Source organism: Nostoc sp., assembly GCF_036917395.1.
GTDB lineage: Bacteria > Cyanobacteriota > Cyanobacteriia > Cyanobacteriales > Nostocaceae > Nostoc.
In genome coordinates this window covers 17,146-39,321 of record NZ_JBALDI010000003.1, presented here as the reverse complement: position 1 = coordinate 39,321, position 22,176 = coordinate 17,146, and the positions used below count along the sequence as shown (strand labels likewise).

Sequence of the window (22,176 nt, the reverse complement as noted above, 5' to 3'; positions counted from 1 at the left end):
TGTCTACGACGGGCTACGCCTACGCGAACCTGAAGGGCTTGCCGTTGCCTAAATTTAGATAGATAGTAGCTTAAACCGATGACTGGTGTTGACCTGACTGCTTGGATTCTTGGCCCTGTGTTAGGGCTGATGACATTTTTATTTATATTTCGGATCATTCTCACTTGGTATCCGCAAGTGGATCTGAATCGTTTGCCCTTTAATTTAATAGCTTGGCCTACTGAACCATTTTTAGTGCCCTTGCGAAAGCTAGTCCAACCTTTAGGCGGGGTGGACATTACACCTATTATTTGGGTTGGTATCTTCAGTCTGCTGCGAGAAATCCTGCTAGGTCAGCAAGGATTGCTGACTATGCTGTCTCGTGTTAATTAAGGATGGGGCATGGGGCAGAAGAATTTTAGATTTTGGATTTTGGATTCAGCGTAAAGCCTTCTCTACCAGAGGCTGCGCCTAAGCGTAGCTATGCCGTAGGCTTTACGGCATGGCAACTCTTATAGACGCTCTTGCGTTCGCTTAGAGCAACTGTGCGTAGCGTCTGACTCGAAGAGGCAAATCCAAAATTGAGGAGGCATAGGGCATTGGTTATTTCCCCCCTGCTTCCCTGCTCCCCTGCTCCCCCTGACTTCCCACTCTCCACTCCCTTAACTGTTCATTTCCTGCACAAAATTTGTATAGACATTACCCTGCAAAAACTGTGGAGTTTCCATAATTTTTTGATGAAACCCGATAGTAGTGGGTAGTCCAGTGATAGCACATTCCCGGAGTGCGCGTTTCATGCGGTTAATAGCAGTGGGTCGATCTGGGGCCCAAACAATTAACTTGCCGATCAAGGAATCGTAGTAGGGCGGGATTTGGTAATCTGTGTAAACGTGCGAATCAATCCGAACACCAGGCCCTCCAGGGGGAAGATAGCCACTAATCCGTCCAGGAGAAGGGCGAAAGTCGTGATCAGGATCTTCAGCGTTGATCCGGCATTCGATCGCATGACCCCGCAAAACTACTTGCTCTTGGGTAAGCTTGAGTCTTTCCCCTTGAGCAATCCGAATTTGTTCGGCAACCAAGTCTATTCCAGTAATCATCTCTGTTACAGGATGTTCTACTTGAATCCGGGTGTTCATTTCCATAAAGTAGAATTTACCCGATCTATCCAAGAGAAACTCGATAGTACCCGCCCCACTGTAGTTAATGAATTGGGCAGCTTTGACAGCAGCTTGTCCCATTTTCTCGCGCAGGTCTTGGTCGAGAGCCGGACTTGGTGCTTCTTCTAGTAGCTTTTGATTCCGGCGCTGAATAGAGCAATCCCGTTCGCCCAAGTGGATAACATTACCATAATTATCCGCCAAAACTTGAAATTCGATGTGGCGGGGACGTTCAATAAATTTTTCTATGTAAACGCCAGAATTCCCAAAAGCTGCTCCTGCTTCCCCTTGGGCCGCCAGGAAAAGTTTGACAAATTCATCTTCAGAACGAACTAAGCGCATACCCCGTCCGCCGCCACCCGCTGTGGCTTTGATCATCACTGGATAGCCGATATCTTTGGCGAATTTTAATCCTTGTTCCTCAGATTCTACTAACCCCTCAGTACCAGGTACTGTCGGGACTCCAGCTTTTTGCATGGTTTCTTTGGCAGTGGATTTATCCCCCATCAGCTTGATAGCTTCTGGAGTTGGGCCAATAAAAGCAATATGATGATCAGCACAGATTTCCGCAAACCGGGCATTTTCTGCCAAAAAGCCATAGCCTGGATGAATGGCAGTCGCATTGCGCGTCAGTGCGGCAGCAATAATATTGGGAATATTCAAATAACTTTTACTGCTAGCAGGTTCACCAATGCAAACCGCTTCATCAGCAAGTTGGACGTGAAGAGCATTACGGTCAACGGTGGAGTGAACTGCAACTGTCGCAATCCCCATTTCTTCACAGGCGCGGAGAATGCGAAGGGCGATTTCTCCCCGATTGGCAATTAATATTTTGTCAAACTTCATTTTTTAGTTTCGATATCATTACCAGTAGATTGACATTTTCTCGCTATCCAACTTGAAACGACGCTTTCGCATTATTTCAAATTATCACAGGAGATTCGCCACCCTGATTCTAAGCAAACTTTCATATTGCAAGCTTGCTGCCTCTATGGATCTTAATTACTGTAAGTCTTAGCTAGCTTGGCAAAATGGGCTTTTGCGTAGGCGTAGCCCGTCGTAGACATCGCACCGCACCTCCTACAGTAGCTCTACCCTTTTTAATATCACTTGTGCAGAGGCTAGATTTCTGTCAGTCTGATACCGCCTTGAGGAAATTTATATTTTTGAGAAATATAATTTAGATATCACCTTACTATAATTATTTTCTTATGCTATAGTCTATGTTTAGACAACCCGTGCGGATGTGGCGGAATTGGTATACGCGCACGCTTGAGGTGCGTGTGGGCAATGCCCTTGCGAGTTCGAGTCTCACCATCCGCATATTTTGTTTATTAGTCAAGGGTCAATAGTTAAGGCTCAAAACACCTTAGATTGTTGACCCTTAAATCTGGGTAGAGCTAAGGTTTTTTATGCTTTTATAGAGATAGGTGAAGTTTTGTAAAAAGCATTGAGTATTACTTTTACGCCCACAAACAACTTAACATTGCCAGCAGCTTGGCATCGCCTCACTCCGATTTGGCAAGGAGGGGAGGAAATAATTCAACAAAGTTTACCTCATACTCAGTTAGCACCTGCTTGGCAACTAATGCTTTTGGGTGACGGCTCTCCAACACGTCACCTAGAATTGCTTACAGGTGAGCCTGTAGAAGTAGATGTGATTGATATGTCATTGATTGGCATGGATTTGGATGGTGCGCCTGAATTAATCCAAACTGTCCCAGGGCCACGACTACGGCGACAAGTATGGCTGCGTACAGCTTCAGGTCAACGATTAGCTTACGCCACTTCGTGGTGGGAAGCCAGTCATGTAGATGAATATTTGCAAAACCGTTCATTACCAATTTGGGCTAGTTTGGCTCGTCTTCGCACAGAGTTGTATCGGGATGTTCGAGGAATTTACTACGGTGACTCATCGGCGCTAGAGTCTGGTTTTGATGTAACTGGGCCTTTTTGGGGTCGCCATTACTTGTTTTGGCATCATGGACAACCACTGACTTTAATTTATGAAGTTTTTTCGCCTTATTTAACCAAATATTTGGGAGCTATGCAATTAAATTCAAAAAATCAGTAAAAAGCCTGAAGAGAATATTGCTTTTGAGTTTTGATTGCTATTTAGATAATTCAGGACTTATACCAATTCACAATTCGCAATGACGCTCGTTCGCTCTTAGCGTCTCCCCTTCTCCCAAAGGGAGAGGCTAACGCCAAGGGAGAAGACTCGCTCTAAGCGAAGCTATGCCGTTGGCGCAGCCTCTCGTAGAGAAGGCTTTACGCTGCGCTAACGCAATTCGTAATTAAAAAACTTAGATGTAGCAAGACTTTCATGGTTTACATCTGTTTCATTATTTTAGTGAATTGGTATTACGCAAAAATCGCCGAAAAGCTTAATTTAGCGTAGACACGTAGTGGCTTGCCGCAGGCTACCGCCAAGATGAGAAGTAACTGGCAGCGGTATCGTAAAAGACCTATGAGTAATTTACCTACACAAGCGATGCCTACGGCAACCCGTACCCCTTCTCCTTCTCCTGACAGAGAGGCTGCGCCAACAAAGACGCTAGCACGAACGTGGAAGCAAGCTACGCATAGCGTCTTTGACAAAAGAAGCGGGAATGCCTAAAAGTAGAAACAGGAAATCCCAGATGAAGTATTTGAGATCGGTAAAAATCTAAAATAGAGTCATCCCCCAAAACCAACCATGATTCAACTCAAAACCCAACTCACCCTCGAAGAATTTCTCGCACTTCCCGAAGGAGACATCATCTCCGAACTCATTGATGGAGAAGCTGTTCCCAAATTCAAAAACGATGTAATGTCACCAAAATTTTTTCATAGTTCTATAACAGGTGCGTTATTTCTACTATTGTCTGCATGGGCGCAAGGAAAGGGAAGAGTTGTAATTGAATGGGCAATTAAGCTAACACGAAATCAACAAGACTGGGTTCCTGTACCAGATTTAACATATATTTCTTATAACCGTCTTTCTACTGATTGGTTGCAAGATGAGGCTTGTCCTGTTGCGCCCGAATTAGTCATTGAAATTATCTCCCCTGGTCAAACTTTCGGAGAAATGACAGAAAAAGCAACTGATTATCTAAAAGCTAAAGTTCAACGAGTTTGGATTATTGATACTAGAGCAAAAACTATTACTATTTTATATCCTGATATTCTCCCTCAAACTAAACGCGGTAGTGATAGGTTAGAAGATTCCTTATTTGAAGGGCTAGAAATTACGCCTCAACAAATCTTCCAACAAGCAAGAATTTCCGACTGATGTTAGCAACAAAGGCACGAGGATAGGTTTAATGAATACTGTTGTGCTAAATCTAGAACCGATTGCTCATTTAACCGATGAGCAATTTTATCAATTGTGTATTGCCAATCGTGATTTAAGCCTGGAAATGAATGCAGCCGGAGAATTAATCATTATGCCACCAGTAGGAGGAGAAAGCGGAAATCAAGAAGCTGGACTGATCGCTGATTTAGAAATTTGGAATCGTCAAGCTAAATTAGGGAAAGTTTTTAGTTCTTCAACTATCTTTATACTTCCCAACGGTGCAAAACGTTCCCCTGATGCTGCTTGGGTAAAATTGGAGCGCTGGGAAGCTTTAACGCCAGAACAACGAAAAAAATTTCCGCCACTTGTACCCGACTTTGTGATTGAACTGCGTTCAGAGACAGATCGGCTTGCATCGATTCAAGAGAAAATGCAGGAATACATCAAAAATGGTCTACGTTTGGGTTGGCTGATTAATCCTCAAGATGCAAAAGTGGAAATTTACCGACTTTTGAAGGCTGTAGAAGTTCTGCAAATGCCAGCGATTCTTTCTGGAGAAGATATATTACCTGAATTTGAGTTGCAAGTATAGGTAGGCAATAAGCTTTCAGAGCATAGCCTTGCTTGCCGCATTCTCCCAAAAAATACTGCACTTATGATGTGGCGCGTAGGCGCAGCCCGCCGCAGGCATCGCTACCGAGCAAAACCAAGTAGCTGAAATCATACAATTAAATTATCAAAGGAACGTTGAATTATTGTTACAGCGATCGCCTCTGGTAGGAATGCCGTTAAATTAATGAGTTTTCGGTGATGATTTGCCGTTATTAGGCGAAACCAAGCGTGGTACTTATAGGTTAGAAGATTCCTTATTTGAAGGGCTAGAAATTACGCCTCAACAAATCTTCCAACAAGCAAGAATTTCCGACTGATGTTAGCAACAAAGGCACGAGGATAGGTTTAATGAATACTGTTGTGCTAAATCTAGAACCGATTGCTCATTTAACCGATGAGCAATTTTATCAATTGTGTATTGCCAATCGTGATTTAAGCCTGGAAATGAATGCAGCCGGAGAATTAATCATTATGCCACCAGTAGGAGGAGAAAGCGGAAATCAAGAAGCTGGACTGATCGCTGATTTAGAAATTTGGAATCGTCAAGCTAAATTAGGGAAAGTTTTTAGTTCTTCAACTATCTTTATACTTCCCAACGGTGCAAAACGTTCCCCTGATGCTGCTTGGGTAAAATTGGAGCGCTGGGAAGCTTTAACACCAGAACAACGAAAAAAATTTCCGCCATTTGTACCCGACTTTCTGATTGAACTGCGTTCAGAGACAGATCGGCTGGCACAGATTCAAGAGAAAATGCAGGAATACATCAAAAATGGTCTGCGTTTAGGTTGGCTGATTAATCCTCAAGATGCAAAAGTGGAAATTTACCGACTTTTGAAGGCTGTAGAAGTTGTGCAAATGCCAGCGATTCTTTCTGGAGAAGATATATTACCTGGATTTGAGTTGCAAGTATAGGTAGGCAATAAGCTTTCAGGGCATAGCTTTGCTTACCACATTGTCAATCTAAAAGATGCGATCGCTGATTAAAAATTATAGCCAAAGTACTTCATATTCCTTTTTCTGGAACGAACGGAAGCTTTGCCAACTCAGAGTAATGTCAGCTAATCATGACTTGCGGCTTTGTCCAGTTAGTTATATTCTCAAATTGCTTGGACTAACGGATTTACTTGCGGAAACTTTCCGACTGAGGAATTAATCTTAGGGAAACGTCCGACGAAATTCAACAAACCGTGTTAAAAATGGTAACTGAGCCAAAAACATAGCTTTTTAAAGACTTGGGAAGGTTTATTACAGAAATATCATCTGTGTCTAGGATGGAGAAATTTATGCAGTTAACTGCCCTAGATAACGAGAAAGTTTTTGGTTAACTTAACCAATCAAACAAGTAATGAGTTTGCAAGTATAAGGTATAGGTTTCAATGGCACCGCCTCTTGTGTCTGTTCCGATGAAGAAAAATAAGAAACCGTCTTTGGTGCTGACGCTCTCGGCTGCTGGGTTATTGATTGGTGCAGGGAGCGTGGCATACTGGTTGTTAAGCCAGAGACAACCACTTTCCAGCGAGCTAGTAGGTGCAAATATTATTCCTAGTGATGCCCTGTTTGCGGTTTCTCTGACAACAGATCCCCAGCAGTGGCAGAAATTGCGGCAGTTTGGGACAAAAGAAACCCAAGCAGAACTGGATAAAAATTTAGTACAATTGCGCGATCGCTTTCTGACTAATAATGGTTACGACTTCCAGAAAGATGTCGCTCCTTGGGTAGGCGATGACGTCACAATCGCATTTCTTGCCCCAGACACAGCGAGTAAACCTACACCCAAACCAGTTGCTACCACCGATGAAGATACTGCTAACGATCAGCAGTCGATGGTAATAGTATTGCCAGTGAAAGACCCAGAAATCGCCAAAAACATTTTGGCACGACCGAAAACCCTTAAACAAGGCAAATGGATTGACCGTACTTATCAAGGAATCGCCATCAAACAAAGTGAGGGACAAGCAGGGGAGAACTTCTCAGCGGCATTACTAGATGGGCGTTTTTTAGTCATAACTGATAGTTCCAAAGCCACAGAACGAGCAATTGACGCCTACAAAAATAAAACATCCCTAGCGACAACAGGGGGCTTTGCTGAGAATTTTCCGAAAATTGCCAATTACCAACCCTTTGCCCAGTTTTACGTAAATGTGCCAACAGCAGCCAAAATAGCCGCAGCTTCTCCAAACCGTCCTTTACCTGCTCAAGTTTTAGCTCAACTGCAAAATAACCAAGGTTTAGCGGGGACAATGACCTTAGAGCCAGAAGGAATTCGCTTAAAGGGCGTTTCTTGGCTAAACCCTAATAGTCAACGGGTGCTGGCGGTGGAAAACAAAGCTGGGAAAATGCAAAGCCGTGTCCCAGCGGAAACCTTAATGATGCTCTCTGGCGGTAACTTGCAGCGGTTGTGGGGAGATTACGTTTTAACATCTCAGGGAAATCCCCTCTCGCCGATCGCACCAGAACAGATCAGAGGTAGTATAAAATCTCTTACCAATCTCGATTTAGATAAGGATTTGCTCAATTGGATGAAAGGCGAATTTTCCTTATCAGTGATTCCTACCACTCCAAAACAAGGTTCACCGGATGATTTTCGTGCGGGTTTAGTGTTCATGGTACAGGCAAGCGATGCCGACGGCGGGCAAAGCCTACGCCAATCAGCTGAAGCATCGATAAAACAGCTTGATGAAGTGATGAGAAATCAATACCAGTTCCAAGTCCAATCGGCAAAAGTCGCAGGTCAACCCGTTGTTAACTGGGTTTCACCTTATGGTACGTTAACTGCCACCCACGGCTGGTTAGATGGAGATATCGCCTTTTTAGTAGTGGGCGCTCCGATCACTGATAAAATTGTTCCCCAACCCAACAACACACTAGCTAGCACTCTTCCCTTCCAACAAACAGTTCCTACAGAACCAAACCCGACAAATGGTCAATTTTTCTTGGATGTGGAACGAACTGTGAAAAATTTCCCTTTACCAACTCTAATTCCCAATCAAGAAACTTTGCTAGATGCAACGCGCTCAATTGGGATGACATCTGCTGTCAGCGACAGTCGCAGTAACCGTTATGACATTTTTATTGCACTCAAAAAAGTTACCAACATGACTACATTGCCTAGTCCAGAAAGGAGTAAGAGCAGTTCTGCTACACCATCTACAATTTCTCCATAACAGCAATTGGAAAAGACGCGATTAATCGCGTCTGTACTCCTAACTCATAACTCATAACTTTTCCCTGTTTCATGACCCTGTAAGCATATAGGATCAGAACAGTCAGAATCCATATTTAAAATCATCCACGGAGAGAACACTTTATGAATTTAGTTGTACTCCAGAACTGGCTGGACAATGCCTCCTTTGCCATATTATTCCTGACAATGCTGGTGTATTGGGGAGGAGCGGCTTTTCCAAATCTGCCTTATCTAGCCGCTTTGGGGACAGCTGGGATGGCGATCGCTAATTTGTGCATGGCTACTCTACTAGGGGCACGATGGATAGAAGCTGGTTACTTTCCCTTAAGTAATTTGTATGAATCTCTGTTTTTCTTAACTTGGGGAATTACCACAGTCCATCTAATTGCTGAAAGTAGTAGCCGTAGCCGCTTAGTAGGAGTTGTTACAGCTCCTGTGGCAATGGCGATCGCTGCTTTTGCTACTATGACATTACCATCCCAGATGCAAGCGTCAGAACCCCTAGTACCTGCCTTGAAATCAAATTGGTTGATGATGCATGTCAGCGTCATGATGTTGAGTTATTCTGCTTTGATGGTGGGCGCGTTATTAGCGATCGCTTTTTTAGTTGTCACTCGCGGTCAAAACATCCAACTACAAGGTAGTTCTGTAGGTACTGGTGGCTATCGCAGCAACGGCTACCGCTTACACAAAGCATCTGAACTAATTTCTCAACCACCAGCCCCTTCTGCTGAAAATAACGGCTTTGCTCGTTTTGAAACTAGTAGCAACGGCAACGGTAACGGTAATGCTAACACCGCTGTTTTGAATTTAGTATCTACCTCTGAGCCTCAAATAGCAGCATCTGCCGAACCCCTTTCACCCCAGCGCCTTAGCCTTGCCGAAACCCTTGACAACATCAGCTATCGCATCATTGGACTAGGATTTCCCCTGCTGACAATTGGGATCATTGCCGGTGGCGTTTGGGCTAACGAAGCTTGGGGTTCCTACTGGAGTTGGGACCCTAAAGAAACTTGGGCATTAATCACCTGGTTAGTGTTCGCCGCCTACCTCCACGCCCGAATCACTCGCGGTTGGCAAGGGCGTCGTCCTGCAATTTTAGCCTCAACGGGCTTTGTTGTTGTTTGGGTTTGCTATCTCGGTGTGAATCTGTTAGGTAAAGGTTTACATTCTTACGGTTGGTTCTTTTAGTAACCGTTTAAATAAAACTACCTCATCCACGATACCGCGCACCCTCCCCTTGGTAAGGGGAGGGGTAACGCGAGAATTATAGGCTAATTTACTGGACATTAAATTATTACTGAATTGTTATTTGAGCAGTATTAAATCTATAAAATCATCATTTTGTTTCGGATGAACTGTTATATCTCTGGAAAATATAGATTTATTGACAGGAGATTTTTATGGAAGATGGATTTCAGAGACTAAACCATGATGAAGTTGTGTCTATAGAACCGGACACTTTTAATAAGTTAAATATTGCTAAAACCTTTAAAGTCCGTGATTTGATTACAGCAATTAAGGAATTTATTGGAGCAGAAGAGACAGATGAAGTAAATTTATATACCCAAGGATTAAATTGTGAAGTTTTGCAATTTAGTACTTTGGGATGGAAAAAAGGAAAAGTTAGACTTGCTTTAGAATTTTGTCCTGATGAATCTGAGTCACCACTTGATGAAATTTTTCAAAAACTCAAACAAGTAGAAAACGAATACCCAATTAGCGATCACACTAAAGTCTGAGAACCTTAGTCACTTTCTGTTAGTCTACGGTGTAAACACAAGTCTTCTAGAGTTGCCTTATAAGTTTTTGATCCCCCCAACCCCCTTTAAAAAGTTACGGTGTACAAACAAGTCGGAAATATCTTACGAACCTGGGTTTGGACTCTCGTATTACCCCACCCTAACCCTCCCCTTAGAAAGGGGAGCCACTGCGTTGGGCGGGCAATGCCCGACTTGTTCGCGCAGCGTCTCCCCTTCTCCCAAAGGGAGAGGCTAACGCCAAGGGAGAAGCATGTGGCGTGAGGGAACCAGATTTCCGATCTCCCCCAATACATCGGGGGGATTAAGGGGGGTAATACGACTTGTGTATACACGGTAGCCTTAAAAAGGGGGGCAAGAACAAGCACAACTTGCCCAACAACAAGCTCAATTATTAGCAGAACAATTGCGTAAACGCGCAACGGCTTGTCGTTAGACATCGCTTGGCATAGATCCTGATTTAATCTAAAAACCTTCTGCTATATTAACAAAGTCTACACTAATAGAAAGTCAAGTAATCTATGAATATAAAAGTAGTATTAGAACCAAGTGATGAAGGTGGTTATACAGTTTTCGTTCCTACACTTCCAGGATGTATTAGTGAAGGCGAAACTGTTGATGAAGCGGTAGAAAATATTCGAGAAGCGATAAAACTTTACTTGGAACCACTGGAAGAAGAATTGATAATTGAACAGGGAGCAATAGTGAAGGAATTAGTTTTGTGACTAAAGTTCCCAGTTTGTCATACATTGAGATTATTACAGCTTTAGAGCGAGATAGATGGACAGTTGTACGTCAAAGAGGTAGTCACATTAGACTGCAAAAAAAAATCCCGGATGAAGTTTTGAAATTGACTGTTACTGCACATCGACCAGTCAAACGCACTACATTGGCTAAGATATTAAAACAAGCTCGGATCGACTTAGAAAAGTTTTTAGATTTGTTGTAGAGTCCAAACATTTAAATATTTTTATCGTTAGACATCGCTCGGTGTAGATCCTGATTATCTGTCCTGAATTGCATAGCATTTCACTAAAACCCTGATACATATAGATTTCGCGTAGGGGCACGGCATTGCCGTGCCCCTACCAACGTATTTGTATCATAATTCAAGTCATACAGTATAAAGACTCATTAACGAAGCTCAAAGGTTCATCAACAAAGCTCGGAGGTTGATTAACGAAGCTCTGAAGTTCATTAATGGAGTTCAAAGACTCATTCACGAGTATAAAAGACTCGTCCGCGAGTATAAAAGACTCGTCCGCGAGTATAAAAGACTCATTCACGAGTATCAAAGACTCATCCACGAGTATCAAAGACTCGTCCACGAGTATAAAAGACTCGTCCACGAGTATAAAAGACTCGTCCACGAGTATAAAAGACTCATTCACGAGTATAAAAGACTCATCCACGAGTATTAAAGACTCATTACAGCAGTTTTCATTTACTTAAACCGCACTCTTGCATTCTTGTCTGTGACAAAAAATCTTTCGGTATTCTTTCAACACCAAGCTGTAATTAAGAATTACGAATTAGTTGTAATAACCGCCTCAGAATTTATTCTGAGGCTAATAGTTAAAGTCGTCTAAAGACGACTGGTAAAAAATTACAGTCCACTTGAGTGGACTTAGGCTATTAGCACAGAAATTTATTTCTGGGCGGGCGATGGTGCTAATCGAGAATCGTGCAAAATATAAGCTAATCTTCTTCACTCTCTGCTTTGTGCTGCACTCTGGCAAGACTTGCACTCAACCTTTCAGCGTCTGGTGACTTCAATCGCTGCAAAATCTCTAAAGCTGGTTGTAAATAGGATATCGCTTTAGTGTATTCACCCTGCTGTTGTGCCAAATGTCCTAACCACCACAGAGTTATTGCTTTACCTTGGACATTTCCAATGCCTTCCTTTATTTCCAAAGACTGATTGAAAAGTGCGATCGCTTGTTCCACTTCCCCTTTGTTGGCGTAGATTATTCCCAGATTGTTCAACGTCGCCGCTTTGCCTTGGACATTACCAATGCGTTCTGCTATTTCCAAAGACTGATTGAACAGTGCGATCACTTGCTCCACTTCCCCTTTTTTGGCGTAGATTATTCCCAGATTGTGCAACGTCGCCGCTTTGCCTTGGACATCTCCAATGCGTTCTTTTATTTCCAAAGACTGATTGTAGAGTGCGATCGCCTGATTCACTTTCCCTTTATCGGCGTAGATACTTGCCAGACAGTGCAACGTCACTGCTTTACCTCGGATATGTCCAATGTGTTCTTTTATTTCCAAAGACTGATTGAACAGTGCGATCGCTTGATCTACTTCCCCTTTATCGGCGTAGATACTTGCCAGATTGTTTAACGTTGTCGCTTTGCCTTGGACATTACCAATGCGTTCATCTATTTCCAAAGACTGATTGTAGAGTGCGATCGCTTCATCCACATCCCCTTTGTTGGCATAGATACCTGCCAGACAGTGCAACGTCGCCGCTTTGCCTTGGACATTACCAATGCGTTCAAATATTTGCAAAGACTGATTGTAGAGTGCGATCGCTTGCTCCACTTCCCCTTTCTTGGCGTAGATACCTGCCAGTTGGTGCAACGTCGCCGCTATGCCTTGGACATTTCCAATGCGTTCTTGTATTTGCAAAGACTGATTGTAGAGTGCGATCGCTTCATCGACTTTCCCTTTGTTGGTGTAGATACCTGCCAGGTTATGAATTATTGCAGCTTTTTCTGTTTCGTCCGTTTCCAAACAAAATTCAAGCGCTTGCTGATAATACTGCTGTGCTTGTTCAACTTCACCGAGTTCTGCTTGAGAACAAGCTATTTGATGTAAAACGCGGTAGTTTGAAGTGAGTTCTAAGGTAGATTTGCACAGTTGCACTGATTCCCGAAATCGGCTTTGATTGTTCCAGCTATTTGCTAATGAACTAGCTATTTTCGCCGCAATTCCTTTATCCTTCCCCAACAAAGCCAAGCGATGAATTTCTAACCTTTGTGCTTCCATAGAACTTTCCACCTCTTCCCACCACAGACGATACAAAATTTGTGCAGCTTGTTTATACAACTCTTCACCCTTGGGGTTTTCTGGAAACTCTAGCAACGGTGACAAAATCCGGGGAACACGATACAACCTCTCTGTGTTGTTGGTAAGCGTAACTTCCAACAAACCCAAAATTTCAGCGCGTTGAATATGACTTTCCCAACTTGAGATATCCTCACAAATCGGGGAAATAGCAGCTAGAGGCACAGGTAACTCATACACCAACAACTTCCCCAGCATTTGACGCAAAGCTGGAGTTTGCTGTTTCAGCAATTCCTCTGCCAAAATATCCTCACGAAATTCCTTTTCCTTATCTGCCATCTTTTGCAGAATCATCTCAACTCCCCTCTCCGCTTCCGGCGACTTCGGGGAATTTTGCAAAATCTTATCTAACCATTCCAACAGCCGAGGATTTCCATCTGCTGCTTTTTTGGCACGTTCGGGCAAATCTGGCTGAAATTGCCAACTGCCATTAAACGAATCCAGACGATTATACTTTTTAATTAAATCTGCCCCACCCAAAGCCGCCAGAGGTTCGCGGTAGAGACGATGATTCAGTTCCGACAATGTGAAATTGTAGCGACAGGTAATAATTACCTTGTGGGGAAGTTGGGAATTTTGCATCGCCTTCAGCAACGCCAGCAGTACATCCACAACTTGTGGTTGCAAGACATAAACCCCATTTCGTAATTCCAAATTAGCCTCAAAGTCATCCAGCACAAAGGCAAAGCGCTGTTCTTTGGTATTCAGTCCTTCAGTGAAAAACTTGGTGAGGCGCTGCATCAAGTGTAACTTGCCATTGAGAATTTCATGCCCCCGTTCCGAGGTACATTGTTCAGCAAGGGTTTTGAGCAGTTTGTCCTCATCCAGTTGCCGAAAGTTCACCAGCCTGTCATAGCCAACCATCCTTTCCAGAAGTCGCGCCGTCACAGTACTCTTACCCACACCCCCCAGTCCGTGAATTAGTACCCCTAATGAAGTGCGAATAGCTTTGAGACAACGTTGCAAAGTCCGCCGTCTCCCAACAAACTCAGAGGGTTTCGCCACCCGCACCTGTTGGGTATCGGGATCTAAAAACTGTTCATAAGCAGGTTCCGGCGCAGAGGGTGGCACATCTCCCAACACTTCCACCAACGCACCCGGACATTCTCCCTGGATATATAACCGCAACAAATGCCAGTCACTCACTTTTTGTTTAAACAACTGCTGGTAAGTGCTAGCGAGTGCTTGGGCTAATTCATATCCGGCTGCCAATTTGCCGTAGAGGTGCGCGGCGGCGGCTGTGGCTGTCCGATCTTCCACAGGCCGTCCCCAACTTAAAACCGCCCTAGCCCCTTGGGCAATTAGTGCCTCAGCCATTGACGGGACAGCCCCTTTATCTGGTGCTTGTCCAGTCCGACACCCAGACAAAAACACCAATTTGGGAAAGCGAAACCGGAAGACTTCAGCAAGTTCTACGGCTGTGGTTTCGTGGCGTTCCCCGATTTCCGTCTCAGTGATAAAGTAAGGCGTGTAAGGTGCTTCATCTTTAATTGAGGCGTGTCCTGTGAGGTGAAACACATCAAAGTCATTAATATAGCGACTCCACACCTTACCCAACTCGCTAACGCAACCGCTTTCTTCCACCCGCAAATCTACAGCAAAATCTCGCGTATCAGCCAGAATTTTCGCTTCTTCTTGTTCAAACTCTAACTTTGGTTCCACGTCTTCCGGGTCGGTTGCCATAAACAATACTCGCAATTGTCGTGGTTCCACAGAAAACCCTTCCGTTTCTTTCTCAATCCAGCGCAGAGGTAACACCACTGGATTAACGCGCTTTACCAAAAAATCCTCACCATCATGCAGCACTTCCCAAGGTAGATGTGCCAGTTGTTTATCAGTATCAATGGCAATTACCAACCCCTCACCGCGACAGTCAGTAATTCCCCGACTCAACCACCGTCCATCCCCATCCAACCAAAAAAATAACTGCTGCCCGATTCCTGGTAAATTGGGCAGCAGTTTATAGTAATCTCGTTCTCCTTGCTTGAGGAAATCAGCGATTTCTGCTAATTTCAGACGACGTGATTCATAGTGATTTTTTTGAGGTAGCCAATATCTGAGTTCAACTGTTTCTTGCGTACTTTCCCGAAGTTGAATGCGGATAGTTTGCACTTATTTGCTGATAGATTTGAGGATTTCCGTGATTTCCTCTATGGTAGCTTCTTCAAGTAAAATCCTGTTTCCAGTAACAGGGTCAAGAATTATCACATCAAATTGCTTTCCTGGATGGGATTTCTGCCATTCTTGATACCATTTGCGGATTTGTTCACCTAAAGCAGCAGCACCACCCACAATGGTAATAATAGTTGCGATCGCAGCCAGAGTCCCCTCTCTTTGCGTCGGTACTTCGTAGCTTCCCGATATTCCGGGAATTTCTAGCAAAGCCTCGGCTGCTGCTGGTGCGTTTTCGCCTTCAATACCAACTTGAATTTCAGCCATTAAATTACCTACGAATTTATCCAAGATTCCGTATATTATCCATTGAATTGGGGATAAGATTCACGCACAGACGCAGAGAGGATTAAAATTAACTGTTTAAGAAGTTATAGCTGCAAGTCAAATCCAAAAACTATGAGAAGTTCCAAAAATGGTATGGACTCCCCTACATGCAAAAATACATCGCACCATCCGATCGCGCCACTTATTTGAGCGTAATCAGCGTCTATTAATCGCTGTCTCCGGCGGACAAGATTCTCTGTGTTTAATAAAATTACTTTTAGATTTACAATCCAAATGGGGATGGTATTTAGGTATTGCTCACTATGATCATCGCTGGCGTTCTGACTCCGAAGCTAATGCTAATCACGTCGAAAACTTAGCTAAAAGTTGGGGTATATCCTTTTATTTAGAAACAGCGAACCAACTTATAAATAGTGAAGCTACTGCACGCGATTGGCGCTATCAAGCTTTAAGTGCGATCGCCAAAGCAAATAATTATCAATATATAGTCACAGGACACACCGCCAGCGATCGCGCCGAAACTCTTCTCTACAACTTAATTCGCGGTACTGGTGCTGATGGCTTACAAGCTCTGACTTGGCAACGCCCCCTAACTACTGGCATTATGCTAGTGCGTCCACTTTTAGAAATCACCCGCTTACAAACAGAGCAATTTTGTCAAGAGTTTAAATTACCAATTTGGGAAGATTCTACCAATCAAGATTTGCAATATGCCCGCAACCGCATTCGCCAAGAGTTATTACCATATTTGCGGCATAATTTCAACCCCCAAGTAGAATCAGCCTTAGCCCAAACAGCAGAACTTCTCCAAGCAGAAGTGGAATATTTAGAAAAAGCTGCCCAGCAGTTGCGAGAAAAGGCGATGTCATGGGGAATGGGGGATGAAAAAGATTCCCTTACTCTTCTTCCCTTACGGTTAAATCGTCGGGTATTGCAAAAAGCACCATTGGCACTGCAACGTCGAGTGATGCGTCAGATATTGCAGCAAATACTGACTGATGCCCCCAGTTTTGAACACATCGAAAAATTAACGGCTTTAATTATAGCGCCAAACCGATCGCAAACTGATCCATTTCCTGGTGGTGCGATCGCTCAAGTAGAAGGCGACTGGATCTGCTTGAAATAGTTATTTGAAGTCTTTTTGTTATCAGGGACGATGCACATTATTAGTTTTAGAATCTTAAGAGAATATGCAGAAAACCATTCAGATTGTCAGGAAGCATTAAGCAATTGGTATAAAGTTGCCACTAAAGCGAAATGGACAAATTTAGTTGAAGTACAGCAGGTTTTTTCTAAAGCTGAAGCTGTTGGTAATTTTACAGTTTTCAATATTAAAGGAAATAAATATCGCTTGATTGTTAGTATAGATTATGAAGGGCAGTTAATTTATATTAAGTATATCCTCACCCATGCAGAATACGATAAGGATAACTGGAAAAATGACCCTTACCTTTAATCCAGATAAATACAAAGAATTATTAACAGCTTATCTTCCCAAGCTGATAAAAAGTGAAGCTGAAAATAATCAAGCTTTAGGGATAGTGGAAGAATTAATGCACCGGGAACGCACCCCAGAAGAAGACGAACTTTATCAGTTATTAATTACTTTAATTGAAAAGTTTGAACAAGAATATTATCAGCCAAGCCAGCAGAATAATCCTGTATCTATGTTGTTATTTATTTTAGAGGAATCTGAAAGAAGTAGAGATGATTTAGTAGCGGTTTTAGGGACAGAAGATTTGGTTGATAATATTTTCAATGGACAAGAGAAGATAAATACGGAACAAGCGCGTAAGCTGGGAGAGTTTTTTCATGTAGAATCTAGTTTATTTATGGAATAATAACTGTCCAAATACTAGACATAGGAGTGAAAATAGCGTAAGTACAATTCATGAATTATACCTATCAAGGATTTCGGTTAATTTCACTCCTATGTCTACTGATTACCTATGAGGTTGCATAGAACTAGTTGCTCAGAGCAAGTTGTCTCACCAAAGCCCTAGAACTTGTTAAGACGCTAACAATTCTGGCTGAGATATTAAACTTTGGAGAGTATGGCGCAACTGGGCGATCGCTTGGAGTTGATAATCACCAGTTTCCTGAAATTGCTCCAAAGATTCTCCAATTTCTTGCAGCTTTTGCCGTAATCCATCAAGTGAATCCTGAATTGGTTGTAGTGCTTCTTGATACAGATTCACCCGACCCCGGTACTCAGCAGTTGTTCTTTGCAGGGACAGCAAGTTTTCCTCGATCGCTTTGAGTTCTTGGCGCTTTTCATCTAGATCATGAGTTTGATTGTCAATCATTCCCTGATTTAGCTCAATACCAGAACGAATCTGCTCAATTTCCCGTTCCAGTTTTGGGATTTCCTGTGAATATTGTTGCCGCTGGGTTTCAATTTGTAACAGAATCGGTTCTAAATTAATTTTGTTGTTATTTTCTTTTTCATCAGTAATAGTATGTCCTTGCCGCCGCAGCAGTACAGCTTGGTGTTGCTTGAGAAACTTCTGATGCTGTAGCATATTGCGGCGTTGTCCCACCAAACTGGAGTTTAGCATCTGGTAGAGGTCTTTTTCATCCGTTAGTTCCAGTTCCAAATTGATGTGATCATGGTCAGATGCGTGATTTCTTTTAGTTTGGAGTTCTTCTATAGCTTCTTGTTTATATGTCAGTTCTTGTTCTTGATCGTGAACAAAGCTAGCGTCTATTTCCAACTTATATTGCAAGTCTTGCACTATTTTTTGTAGTTCTTCTAAAGGCATTTTCTCCAAAGCTTCTACATTAGCTTGCTGACCGAGAACTACATCACCAGATGTTGCAGCCAAAGAATGAATCTGTTGATATAACTCTTCGGCGTTTCGTAACTGCTCTTTGATTATCCGAGCATACTCTTGCTTGCTAGTAAGGTCTGCTGTATTTATCTGCAATTGGGCTGTTTGCTGAACTAGAGAATTTTGTGCTTCAAGACATGCATTTTGGCGATCGCTAAAGGTTTGTGACAAACGCTCAACTTCTTCTTGCTGTTGAGCGATCGCAGTTTTTTGCTCCTCCAGTTTTTGCCAGTGGGGGGTAAGAGTAGCTTGCTGCTTTTGAACCAATTCAAAAGCCAGATGCAGGTGTTCTCTGACTGTTTCCGTGGGAGCAACACGACTAGATAAGCGATCGAGTAACTCACTCATTACCCGACTTTGCTCCTCATCTAAAACCGTCCCCTGTTGGAAATCCGCTTGACGCTCCTCCAGGCGACGCTGCTCACCATGCAAATGCTCCCAAGCGCCTTCCAATTCCTGGCGATTGCGCTCAACTTCTGTTTGTAACCGTTCAATTTCTTGGCGGGATGTGTCAACTTTCTGTTTTTGCTCCTCTAATTGTTGCAGCTCATCCTCCAATTGTTGCAACTGTTCTGAGCGTACTTCCATGTCCATTTCACGACGATTCAACTCTTGCGCCTGAAACGTCAGCGACTGCTTCCACTGATCAATCTCATCTTCCTTGAGCTTAAATTTCTCCAATTGCCGAGAAAAATTCTGCAAAATGTTGACTAGTGGACGCCCTGCTTCTTGAATCCGCTGCACTTGACGATTCGGATTTAGTTCAACTAGTACCAAAGCACCATCATTTAATTTGCTTGCGTCCTCAGCAGCAATCACTTCTTCTGACACAGTACTCCAATTCTGGTCAGTTCGCTGACAAGCTAGCAGTTTCAGTTCGGTTTTGGCACCGCCACTAAGTAAACCACCTTTCTGTTTTTGTACTTCTGCTAAATACAGCACACCGTTAGTCCTTATTGATGCACTTCAAGTTCATGTTTTGGGATATACCTTAAATAATTCTGTTAACTTGTCTCACTGAACTGAAGTTTAGGAGAACAAGACAGACAAAACTATAGACGCGAGATGTTACGTCTTGATACTTATAAAAGCGAATTGGTCGCGCCTTTATATTTTGTACTGATGACAGTGATGATGACTTCCGTGTTAACACTAGCTTTGTCGAAGTGTATTACGAAAAATTAAGGTTTATGGCTTAATGTATTCTCGGATAAGAATAAAGAACAGGGTAAAAATCTTTCCAGTACTCCATAATCAATACTTAAAGAACAAGTCAGAATTCACAATTTAAAATTCAGCAATACTTAAGGAGCACTTTTTAGCTAAATGCAGGGAAATTTAAATGAAATTGATATTTGCAGTATCTTGCAATTGATTGAGTTGGGACAGCGAACTGGGCAACTATGGGTGGAAGCTCATAGCTCTCACCATAACAACAGACTGGGTGGAGATGGAGCAAGCATTTATCGTCTCCAACAACAGTCTTGGTTCGTGTTTTTCCTCAATGGTGAAATTATCTATTGTCAAGAAGGTGAGAGTAGTTTATCCAGAATTAGCGATTATTTACATCATTACCGAGTAGAGATGCGACTTACCGACAAACAAATTGCCTCCCTACCATCAACCGACGCGCCAGAGTATGCCTATCTTTGGGCACTCTTGGAGCGGAATATCATTAACCCAAAGATAGCTGGTAGTATTATTCACGGCTTAGTGCATGAAACTCTCTTTGACCTGCTGAGTTTACACCAAGGTAACTTTATTTTCCATCAGGGTGCGGCACTTGCCCCGCAATTAAACACTTTCGAGATTGCTCCATTTGTTACAAAAATTACGAAGCAAGTGCAAGAGTGGAAGCAACTGTATCCACACATTCAGTCTCCAGAACAATTGCCAGTGCTATCTGACAAAGTTCAGCTACAATCCTCGCTACCAGAAGCAACCGTAAATAAGCTACAACATTGGGCTGATGGTAAAACATCCTTGCGTCAACTGGCTCGCTATCTCAACCGAGACATTTTGACAGTCGCTAAGGCAATATATCCATATGTGCAACAGAGTTGGCTACAACTAGTATATTCAGAGACGACTAAACCAGATACCCACACGGATAGCTGGGAATTGAAGGGAAAACAAAAGGGGCGGATAGTATGTATTGACGATGCGATCGCCATCGGTGAGACTGTAAATTCCATCTTACAACCACAAGGTTATGAAGTGATCGCTCTCACCAATCCTTTAGAGGCACTGAGTCTGGTATTTCAACTCAAGCCGGATTTAATTTTATGCGACATTGCCATGTCGGAATTGGAGGGGTACGAGGTTTGCGCCATGCTGCGACATTCAACAGCATTTCGGCTCATACCGATTATCATGCTTACTGGTAAAGATGGATTTATTGATCGAGTCAAAGCTAGTATGGTCGGGGCAACAGATTATTTAACAAAACCGTTTACAAACACTGAGTTACTTATGCTCGTCCAGAAATATATCAACAACCAATGAAAATTGGGCAAACAGGGCACTTGTACTAAGCATCTCGACTTCTCTACGAGACGCTCTTGCGTTCGCTCGATGGAGCCGGCGTCGTAAAGCCTACGGCATAGGTACGCTTAGGGCGCAGCCTCTCCAAGAGTTGTATGGGGCAGAGAAATTTTAGATTCTGGATTTTGGATTTTAGATTATTCAATCTAAAATCGCATTAATCCAAAATTGAGAGGGCATGGGCACATGAACAGATCGAAGATTTGTTGATCTATTAAAAGATGAGTTAAAAGATGTTATCACAGAGTCAGCCAACTCAGTGAAACGTCAATATACGGGAAAATAGTGAAAACATAGAATTAATTTATACAGTTAATCCTTGCGGAGGAATCAGGGAATGTTCCAAGTAGGAACGTCTACATCAGGAGGTAAATAGACACTTATGAGTACAGTTCTGATTGTGGAAGACAGTATCGCGCAAAGGGAGATGATTACAGACCTCCTGAAAGCGACTGGACTAACAGTGACCCATGCCAGTGACGGATTAGAAGCATTGGAGGCAATTCAAATAGCACCTCCCGATTTAGTAGTATTGGATATTGTCATGCCCCGGATGAACGGCTACGAAGTTTGTCGGCGGTTAAAATCCGATCCAAAAACCCAAAATGTCCCTGTGGTTATGTGTTCTTCCAAAGGCGAAGAATTTGATCGTTACTGGGGCATGAAACAGGGTGCAGACGCCTACATAGCCAAACCGTTTCAACCAACCGAGTTGGTAGGAACAGTCAAACAACTGCTGCGAGGATAAGGATAAAAGCAATATGGTCAGCAAACCGGACTTTTTAAGTGGCAGTGGTCAAGACCATTTCCGACCTGAATTACAAGTAGAAAGTCCTGAAGGTGAGTTACATTTAAGGTTTTACATTCCCTCGCATCAGGAGTTTGCACTACAAGCAACTGGTATTCGGGAGGTAATTGAACTAAGTCCTGATAGAATCACCCCGATTCCTAATGCTTCTCCTTTACTTTTGGGTACTCTAAATTTACGAGGTCGAGTTATTTGGGTGGCTGATTTGGGTCAATTTCTTGGGGAAGCAAGTGCATTAAACACGGATAGAGCGGAAATTCCGGTGATTGCCATTGAAGAGCAAGACACGATAGTGGGTTTAGCAGTAGAGGAAATTGGTGGTATGGACTGGTTGGATGTCCAGAATCTCATGCCATCAATTAGTGTTCCAGATACTATGGCTCCCTTTTTACGTGGAGAGTGGTTATTAAGTGCTAAAAACAAACAGTGTCTGCGACTGCTCGATCAAATGGCAATTTTACGAAGTGCGCGGTGGGCAGGATGAAATTG

21 protein-coding genes, 1 tRNA gene and 1 pseudogene are annotated in these 22,176 nt (G+C 43.0%); 18 read left to right on the top strand and 5 right to left on the bottom strand.

Annotated features, from left to right (window positions below; all coding sequences use genetic code 11):
- Nucleotides 1–78: 78 nt before the first annotated feature.
- Nucleotides 79–372, top strand: coding sequence for a YggT family protein (locus tag V7K46_RS01475; RefSeq protein WP_335110359.1), 294 nt, complete (start codon nucleotides 79–81; stop codon nucleotides 370–372).
- Nucleotides 373–641: 269 nt separating this feature from the next.
- Here V7K46_RS01475 and accC read toward each other — a convergent pair whose 3' ends face one another.
- A complete protein-coding gene (gene accC / locus V7K46_RS01470; protein ID WP_335110357.1) occupies nucleotides 642–1,985 on the bottom strand; it encodes an acetyl-CoA carboxylase biotin carboxylase subunit in 1,344 nt (447 codons plus the stop codon).
- A gap of 394 nt (nucleotides 1,986–2,379) precedes the next feature.
- Here accC and V7K46_RS01465 point away from each other — a divergent pair.
- A tRNA-Leu gene (locus V7K46_RS01465) sits at nucleotides 2,380–2,462 on the top strand.
- Nucleotides 2,463–2,589: 127 nt separating this feature from the next.
- The gene (locus V7K46_RS01460; RefSeq protein WP_335110355.1) at nucleotides 2,590–3,213 is read left to right on the top strand and encodes a chorismate lyase; all 624 of its coding nucleotides are present in this window, start codon (nucleotides 2,590–2,592) and stop codon (nucleotides 3,211–3,213) included.
- A gap of 290 nt (nucleotides 3,214–3,503) precedes the next feature.
- Here V7K46_RS01460 and V7K46_RS01455 read toward each other — a convergent pair whose 3' ends face one another.
- A complete protein-coding gene (locus V7K46_RS01455) occupies nucleotides 3,504–3,740 on the bottom strand; it encodes a hypothetical protein (protein ID WP_335110353.1) in 237 nt (78 codons plus the stop codon).
- 97 nt (nucleotides 3,741–3,837) lie between these two features.
- Here V7K46_RS01455 and V7K46_RS01450 point away from each other — a divergent pair, with 97 nt between their 5' ends.
- From V7K46_RS01450 to V7K46_RS01410, 9 genes and pseudogenes are all read left to right on the top strand, one after another.
- Nucleotides 3,838–4,413 carry a Uma2 family endonuclease gene (locus tag V7K46_RS01450; RefSeq protein ID WP_335110351.1) on the top strand — a complete coding sequence of 192 codons (576 nt, stop codon included), beginning with the start codon at nucleotides 3,838–3,840 and terminating at the stop codon, nucleotides 4,411–4,413.
- A 31-nt stretch (nucleotides 4,414–4,444) separates the two neighbouring features.
- On the top strand, nucleotides 4,445–5,008 hold the full coding sequence (locus tag V7K46_RS01445) for a Uma2 family endonuclease (protein WP_335110349.1): 564 nt from the start codon (nucleotides 4,445–4,447) through the stop codon (nucleotides 5,006–5,008).
- Between the two features lie 232 nt (nucleotides 5,009–5,240).
- Nucleotides 5,241–5,345: pseudogene (locus V7K46_RS01440) on the top strand (Uma2 family endonuclease); the annotation flags it as partial.
- Nucleotides 5,346–5,376: 31 nt separating this feature from the next.
- On the top strand, nucleotides 5,377–5,940 hold the full coding sequence (locus V7K46_RS01435) for a Uma2 family endonuclease (protein ID WP_335110347.1): 564 nt from the start codon (nucleotides 5,377–5,379) through the stop codon (nucleotides 5,938–5,940).
- Between the two features lie 464 nt (nucleotides 5,941–6,404).
- Nucleotides 6,405–8,192 carry a DUF3352 domain-containing protein gene (locus tag V7K46_RS01430; protein ID WP_335110345.1) on the top strand — a complete coding sequence of 596 codons (1,788 nt, stop codon included), beginning with the start codon at nucleotides 6,405–6,407 and terminating at the stop codon, nucleotides 8,190–8,192.
- 143 nt (nucleotides 8,193–8,335) lie between these two features.
- Nucleotides 8,336–9,403: a c-type cytochrome biogenesis protein CcsB gene (gene ccsB / locus V7K46_RS01425; RefSeq protein WP_335110343.1), complete on the top strand. Its 1,068-nt coding sequence runs from the start codon at nucleotides 8,336–8,338 to the stop codon at nucleotides 9,401–9,403.
- 212 nt (nucleotides 9,404–9,615) lie between these two features.
- Nucleotides 9,616–9,954, top strand: coding sequence for a KGK domain-containing protein (locus V7K46_RS01420; protein WP_335110341.1), 339 nt, complete (start codon nucleotides 9,616–9,618; stop codon nucleotides 9,952–9,954).
- Between the two features lie 539 nt (nucleotides 9,955–10,493).
- Complete coding sequence (locus V7K46_RS01415) at nucleotides 10,494–10,697, top strand: type II toxin-antitoxin system HicB family antitoxin (protein WP_335110339.1); 204 nt, start codon at nucleotides 10,494–10,496, stop codon at nucleotides 10,695–10,697.
- A complete protein-coding gene (locus tag V7K46_RS01410; RefSeq protein ID WP_335110337.1) occupies nucleotides 10,694–10,921 on the top strand; it encodes a type II toxin-antitoxin system HicA family toxin in 228 nt (75 codons plus the stop codon). The genes V7K46_RS01415 and V7K46_RS01410 overlap by 4 nt, the downstream gene beginning before the upstream one ends.
- A gap of 749 nt (nucleotides 10,922–11,670) precedes the next feature.
- On the opposite strand, the gene V7K46_RS01405 is transcribed toward V7K46_RS01410, so the two are convergent.
- Complete coding sequence (locus V7K46_RS01405) at nucleotides 11,671–15,156, bottom strand: tetratricopeptide repeat protein (RefSeq protein ID WP_335110335.1); 3,486 nt, start codon at nucleotides 15,154–15,156, stop codon at nucleotides 11,671–11,673.
- A complete protein-coding gene (locus tag V7K46_RS01400; protein ID WP_335110673.1) occupies nucleotides 15,157–15,483 on the bottom strand; it encodes a hypothetical protein in 327 nt (108 codons plus the stop codon).
- 148 nt (nucleotides 15,484–15,631) lie between these two features.
- Here V7K46_RS01400 and tilS point away from each other — a divergent pair, with 148 nt between their 5' ends.
- Genes tilS through V7K46_RS01385 form a run of 3 tightly spaced genes read left to right on the top strand, consistent with a single transcriptional unit; the run spans nucleotide 15,632 to nucleotide 17,345 of the window.
- Entirely contained in the window at nucleotides 15,632–16,630 is a 999-nt protein-coding gene (tilS, locus tag V7K46_RS01395; RefSeq protein WP_335110333.1) for a tRNA lysidine(34) synthetase TilS, read from the top strand.
- 30 nt (nucleotides 16,631–16,660) lie between these two features.
- Nucleotides 16,661–16,960: a type II toxin-antitoxin system HigB family toxin gene (locus tag V7K46_RS01390; RefSeq protein WP_335110331.1), complete on the top strand. Its 300-nt coding sequence runs from the start codon at nucleotides 16,661–16,663 to the stop codon at nucleotides 16,958–16,960.
- The gene (locus V7K46_RS01385) at nucleotides 16,944–17,345 is read left to right on the top strand and encodes a helix-turn-helix domain-containing protein (RefSeq protein WP_335110329.1); all 402 of its coding nucleotides are present in this window, start codon (nucleotides 16,944–16,946) and stop codon (nucleotides 17,343–17,345) included. The genes V7K46_RS01390 and V7K46_RS01385 overlap by 17 nt, the downstream gene beginning before the upstream one ends.
- 168 nt (nucleotides 17,346–17,513) lie before the next feature.
- Here the strand turns inward: V7K46_RS01385 and hmpF are convergent, their stop codons facing one another.
- Nucleotides 17,514–19,277 carry a pilus motility taxis protein HmpF gene (hmpF, locus tag V7K46_RS01380; protein WP_335110327.1) on the bottom strand — a complete coding sequence of 588 codons (1,764 nt, stop codon included), beginning with the start codon at nucleotides 19,275–19,277 and terminating at the stop codon, nucleotides 17,514–17,516.
- A gap of 384 nt (nucleotides 19,278–19,661) precedes the next feature.
- On the opposite strand from hmpF, the gene V7K46_RS01375 reads away from it, so the two are divergent.
- From V7K46_RS01375 to V7K46_RS01365, 3 genes are all read left to right on the top strand, one after another.
- Nucleotides 19,662–20,840, top strand: a complete 1,179-nt coding sequence (locus V7K46_RS01375; RefSeq protein ID WP_335110325.1) for a response regulator — start codon at nucleotides 19,662–19,664, stop codon at nucleotides 20,838–20,840.
- A 421-nt stretch (nucleotides 20,841–21,261) separates the two neighbouring features.
- Nucleotides 21,262–21,627, top strand: coding sequence for a response regulator transcription factor (locus V7K46_RS01370; protein ID WP_069073698.1), 366 nt, complete (start codon nucleotides 21,262–21,264; stop codon nucleotides 21,625–21,627).
- A 13-nt stretch (nucleotides 21,628–21,640) separates the two neighbouring features.
- Nucleotides 21,641–22,171 carry a chemotaxis protein CheW gene (locus V7K46_RS01365; RefSeq protein ID WP_273766906.1) on the top strand — a complete coding sequence of 177 codons (531 nt, stop codon included), beginning with the start codon at nucleotides 21,641–21,643 and terminating at the stop codon, nucleotides 22,169–22,171.
- The last annotated feature ends 5 nt before the right edge of the window (nucleotides 22,172–22,176 follow it).

Bases quoted from the DNA above. Each gene is read 5' to 3' on its own strand.
- V7K46_RS01430 (WP_335110345.1), top strand. From the start codon at position 6,405: ATGGCACCGCCTCTTGTGTCTGTTCCGATGAAGAAAAATAAGAAACCG.
- V7K46_RS01415 (WP_335110339.1), top strand. From the start codon at position 10,494: ATGAATATAAAAGTAGTATTAGAACCAAGTGATGAAGGTGGTTATACA.
- V7K46_RS01475 (WP_335110359.1), top strand. From the start codon at position 79: ATGACTGGTGTTGACCTGACTGCTTGGATTCTTGGCCCTGTGTTAGGG.
- accC (WP_335110357.1), bottom strand. From the start codon at position 1,985: ATGAAGTTTGACAAAATATTAATTGCCAATCGGGGAGAAATCGCCCTT.
- V7K46_RS01390 (WP_335110331.1), top strand. From the start codon at position 16,661: ATGCACATTATTAGTTTTAGAATCTTAAGAGAATATGCAGAAAACCAT.
- tilS (WP_335110333.1), top strand. From the start codon at position 15,632: ATGGTATGGACTCCCCTACATGCAAAAATACATCGCACCATCCGATCG.
- V7K46_RS01370 (WP_069073698.1), top strand. From the start codon at position 21,262: ATGAGTACAGTTCTGATTGTGGAAGACAGTATCGCGCAAAGGGAGATG.
- V7K46_RS01400 (WP_335110673.1), bottom strand. From the start codon at position 15,483: ATGGCTGAAATTCAAGTTGGTATTGAAGGCGAAAACGCACCAGCAGCA.
- V7K46_RS01435 (WP_335110347.1), top strand. From the start codon at position 5,377: ATGAATACTGTTGTGCTAAATCTAGAACCGATTGCTCATTTAACCGAT.
- V7K46_RS01365 (WP_273766906.1), top strand. From the start codon at position 21,641: ATGGTCAGCAAACCGGACTTTTTAAGTGGCAGTGGTCAAGACCATTTC.
- ccsB (WP_335110343.1), top strand. From the start codon at position 8,336: ATGAATTTAGTTGTACTCCAGAACTGGCTGGACAATGCCTCCTTTGCC.
- V7K46_RS01445 (WP_335110349.1), top strand. From the start codon at position 4,445: ATGAATACTGTTGTGCTAAATCTAGAACCGATTGCTCATTTAACCGAT.
- V7K46_RS01420 (WP_335110341.1), top strand. From the start codon at position 9,616: ATGGAAGATGGATTTCAGAGACTAAACCATGATGAAGTTGTGTCTATA.
- V7K46_RS01385 (WP_335110329.1), top strand. From the start codon at position 16,944: ATGACCCTTACCTTTAATCCAGATAAATACAAAGAATTATTAACAGCT.
- V7K46_RS01450 (WP_335110351.1), top strand. From the start codon at position 3,838: ATGATTCAACTCAAAACCCAACTCACCCTCGAAGAATTTCTCGCACTT.
- V7K46_RS01375 (WP_335110325.1), top strand. From the start codon at position 19,662: ATGCAGGGAAATTTAAATGAAATTGATATTTGCAGTATCTTGCAATTG.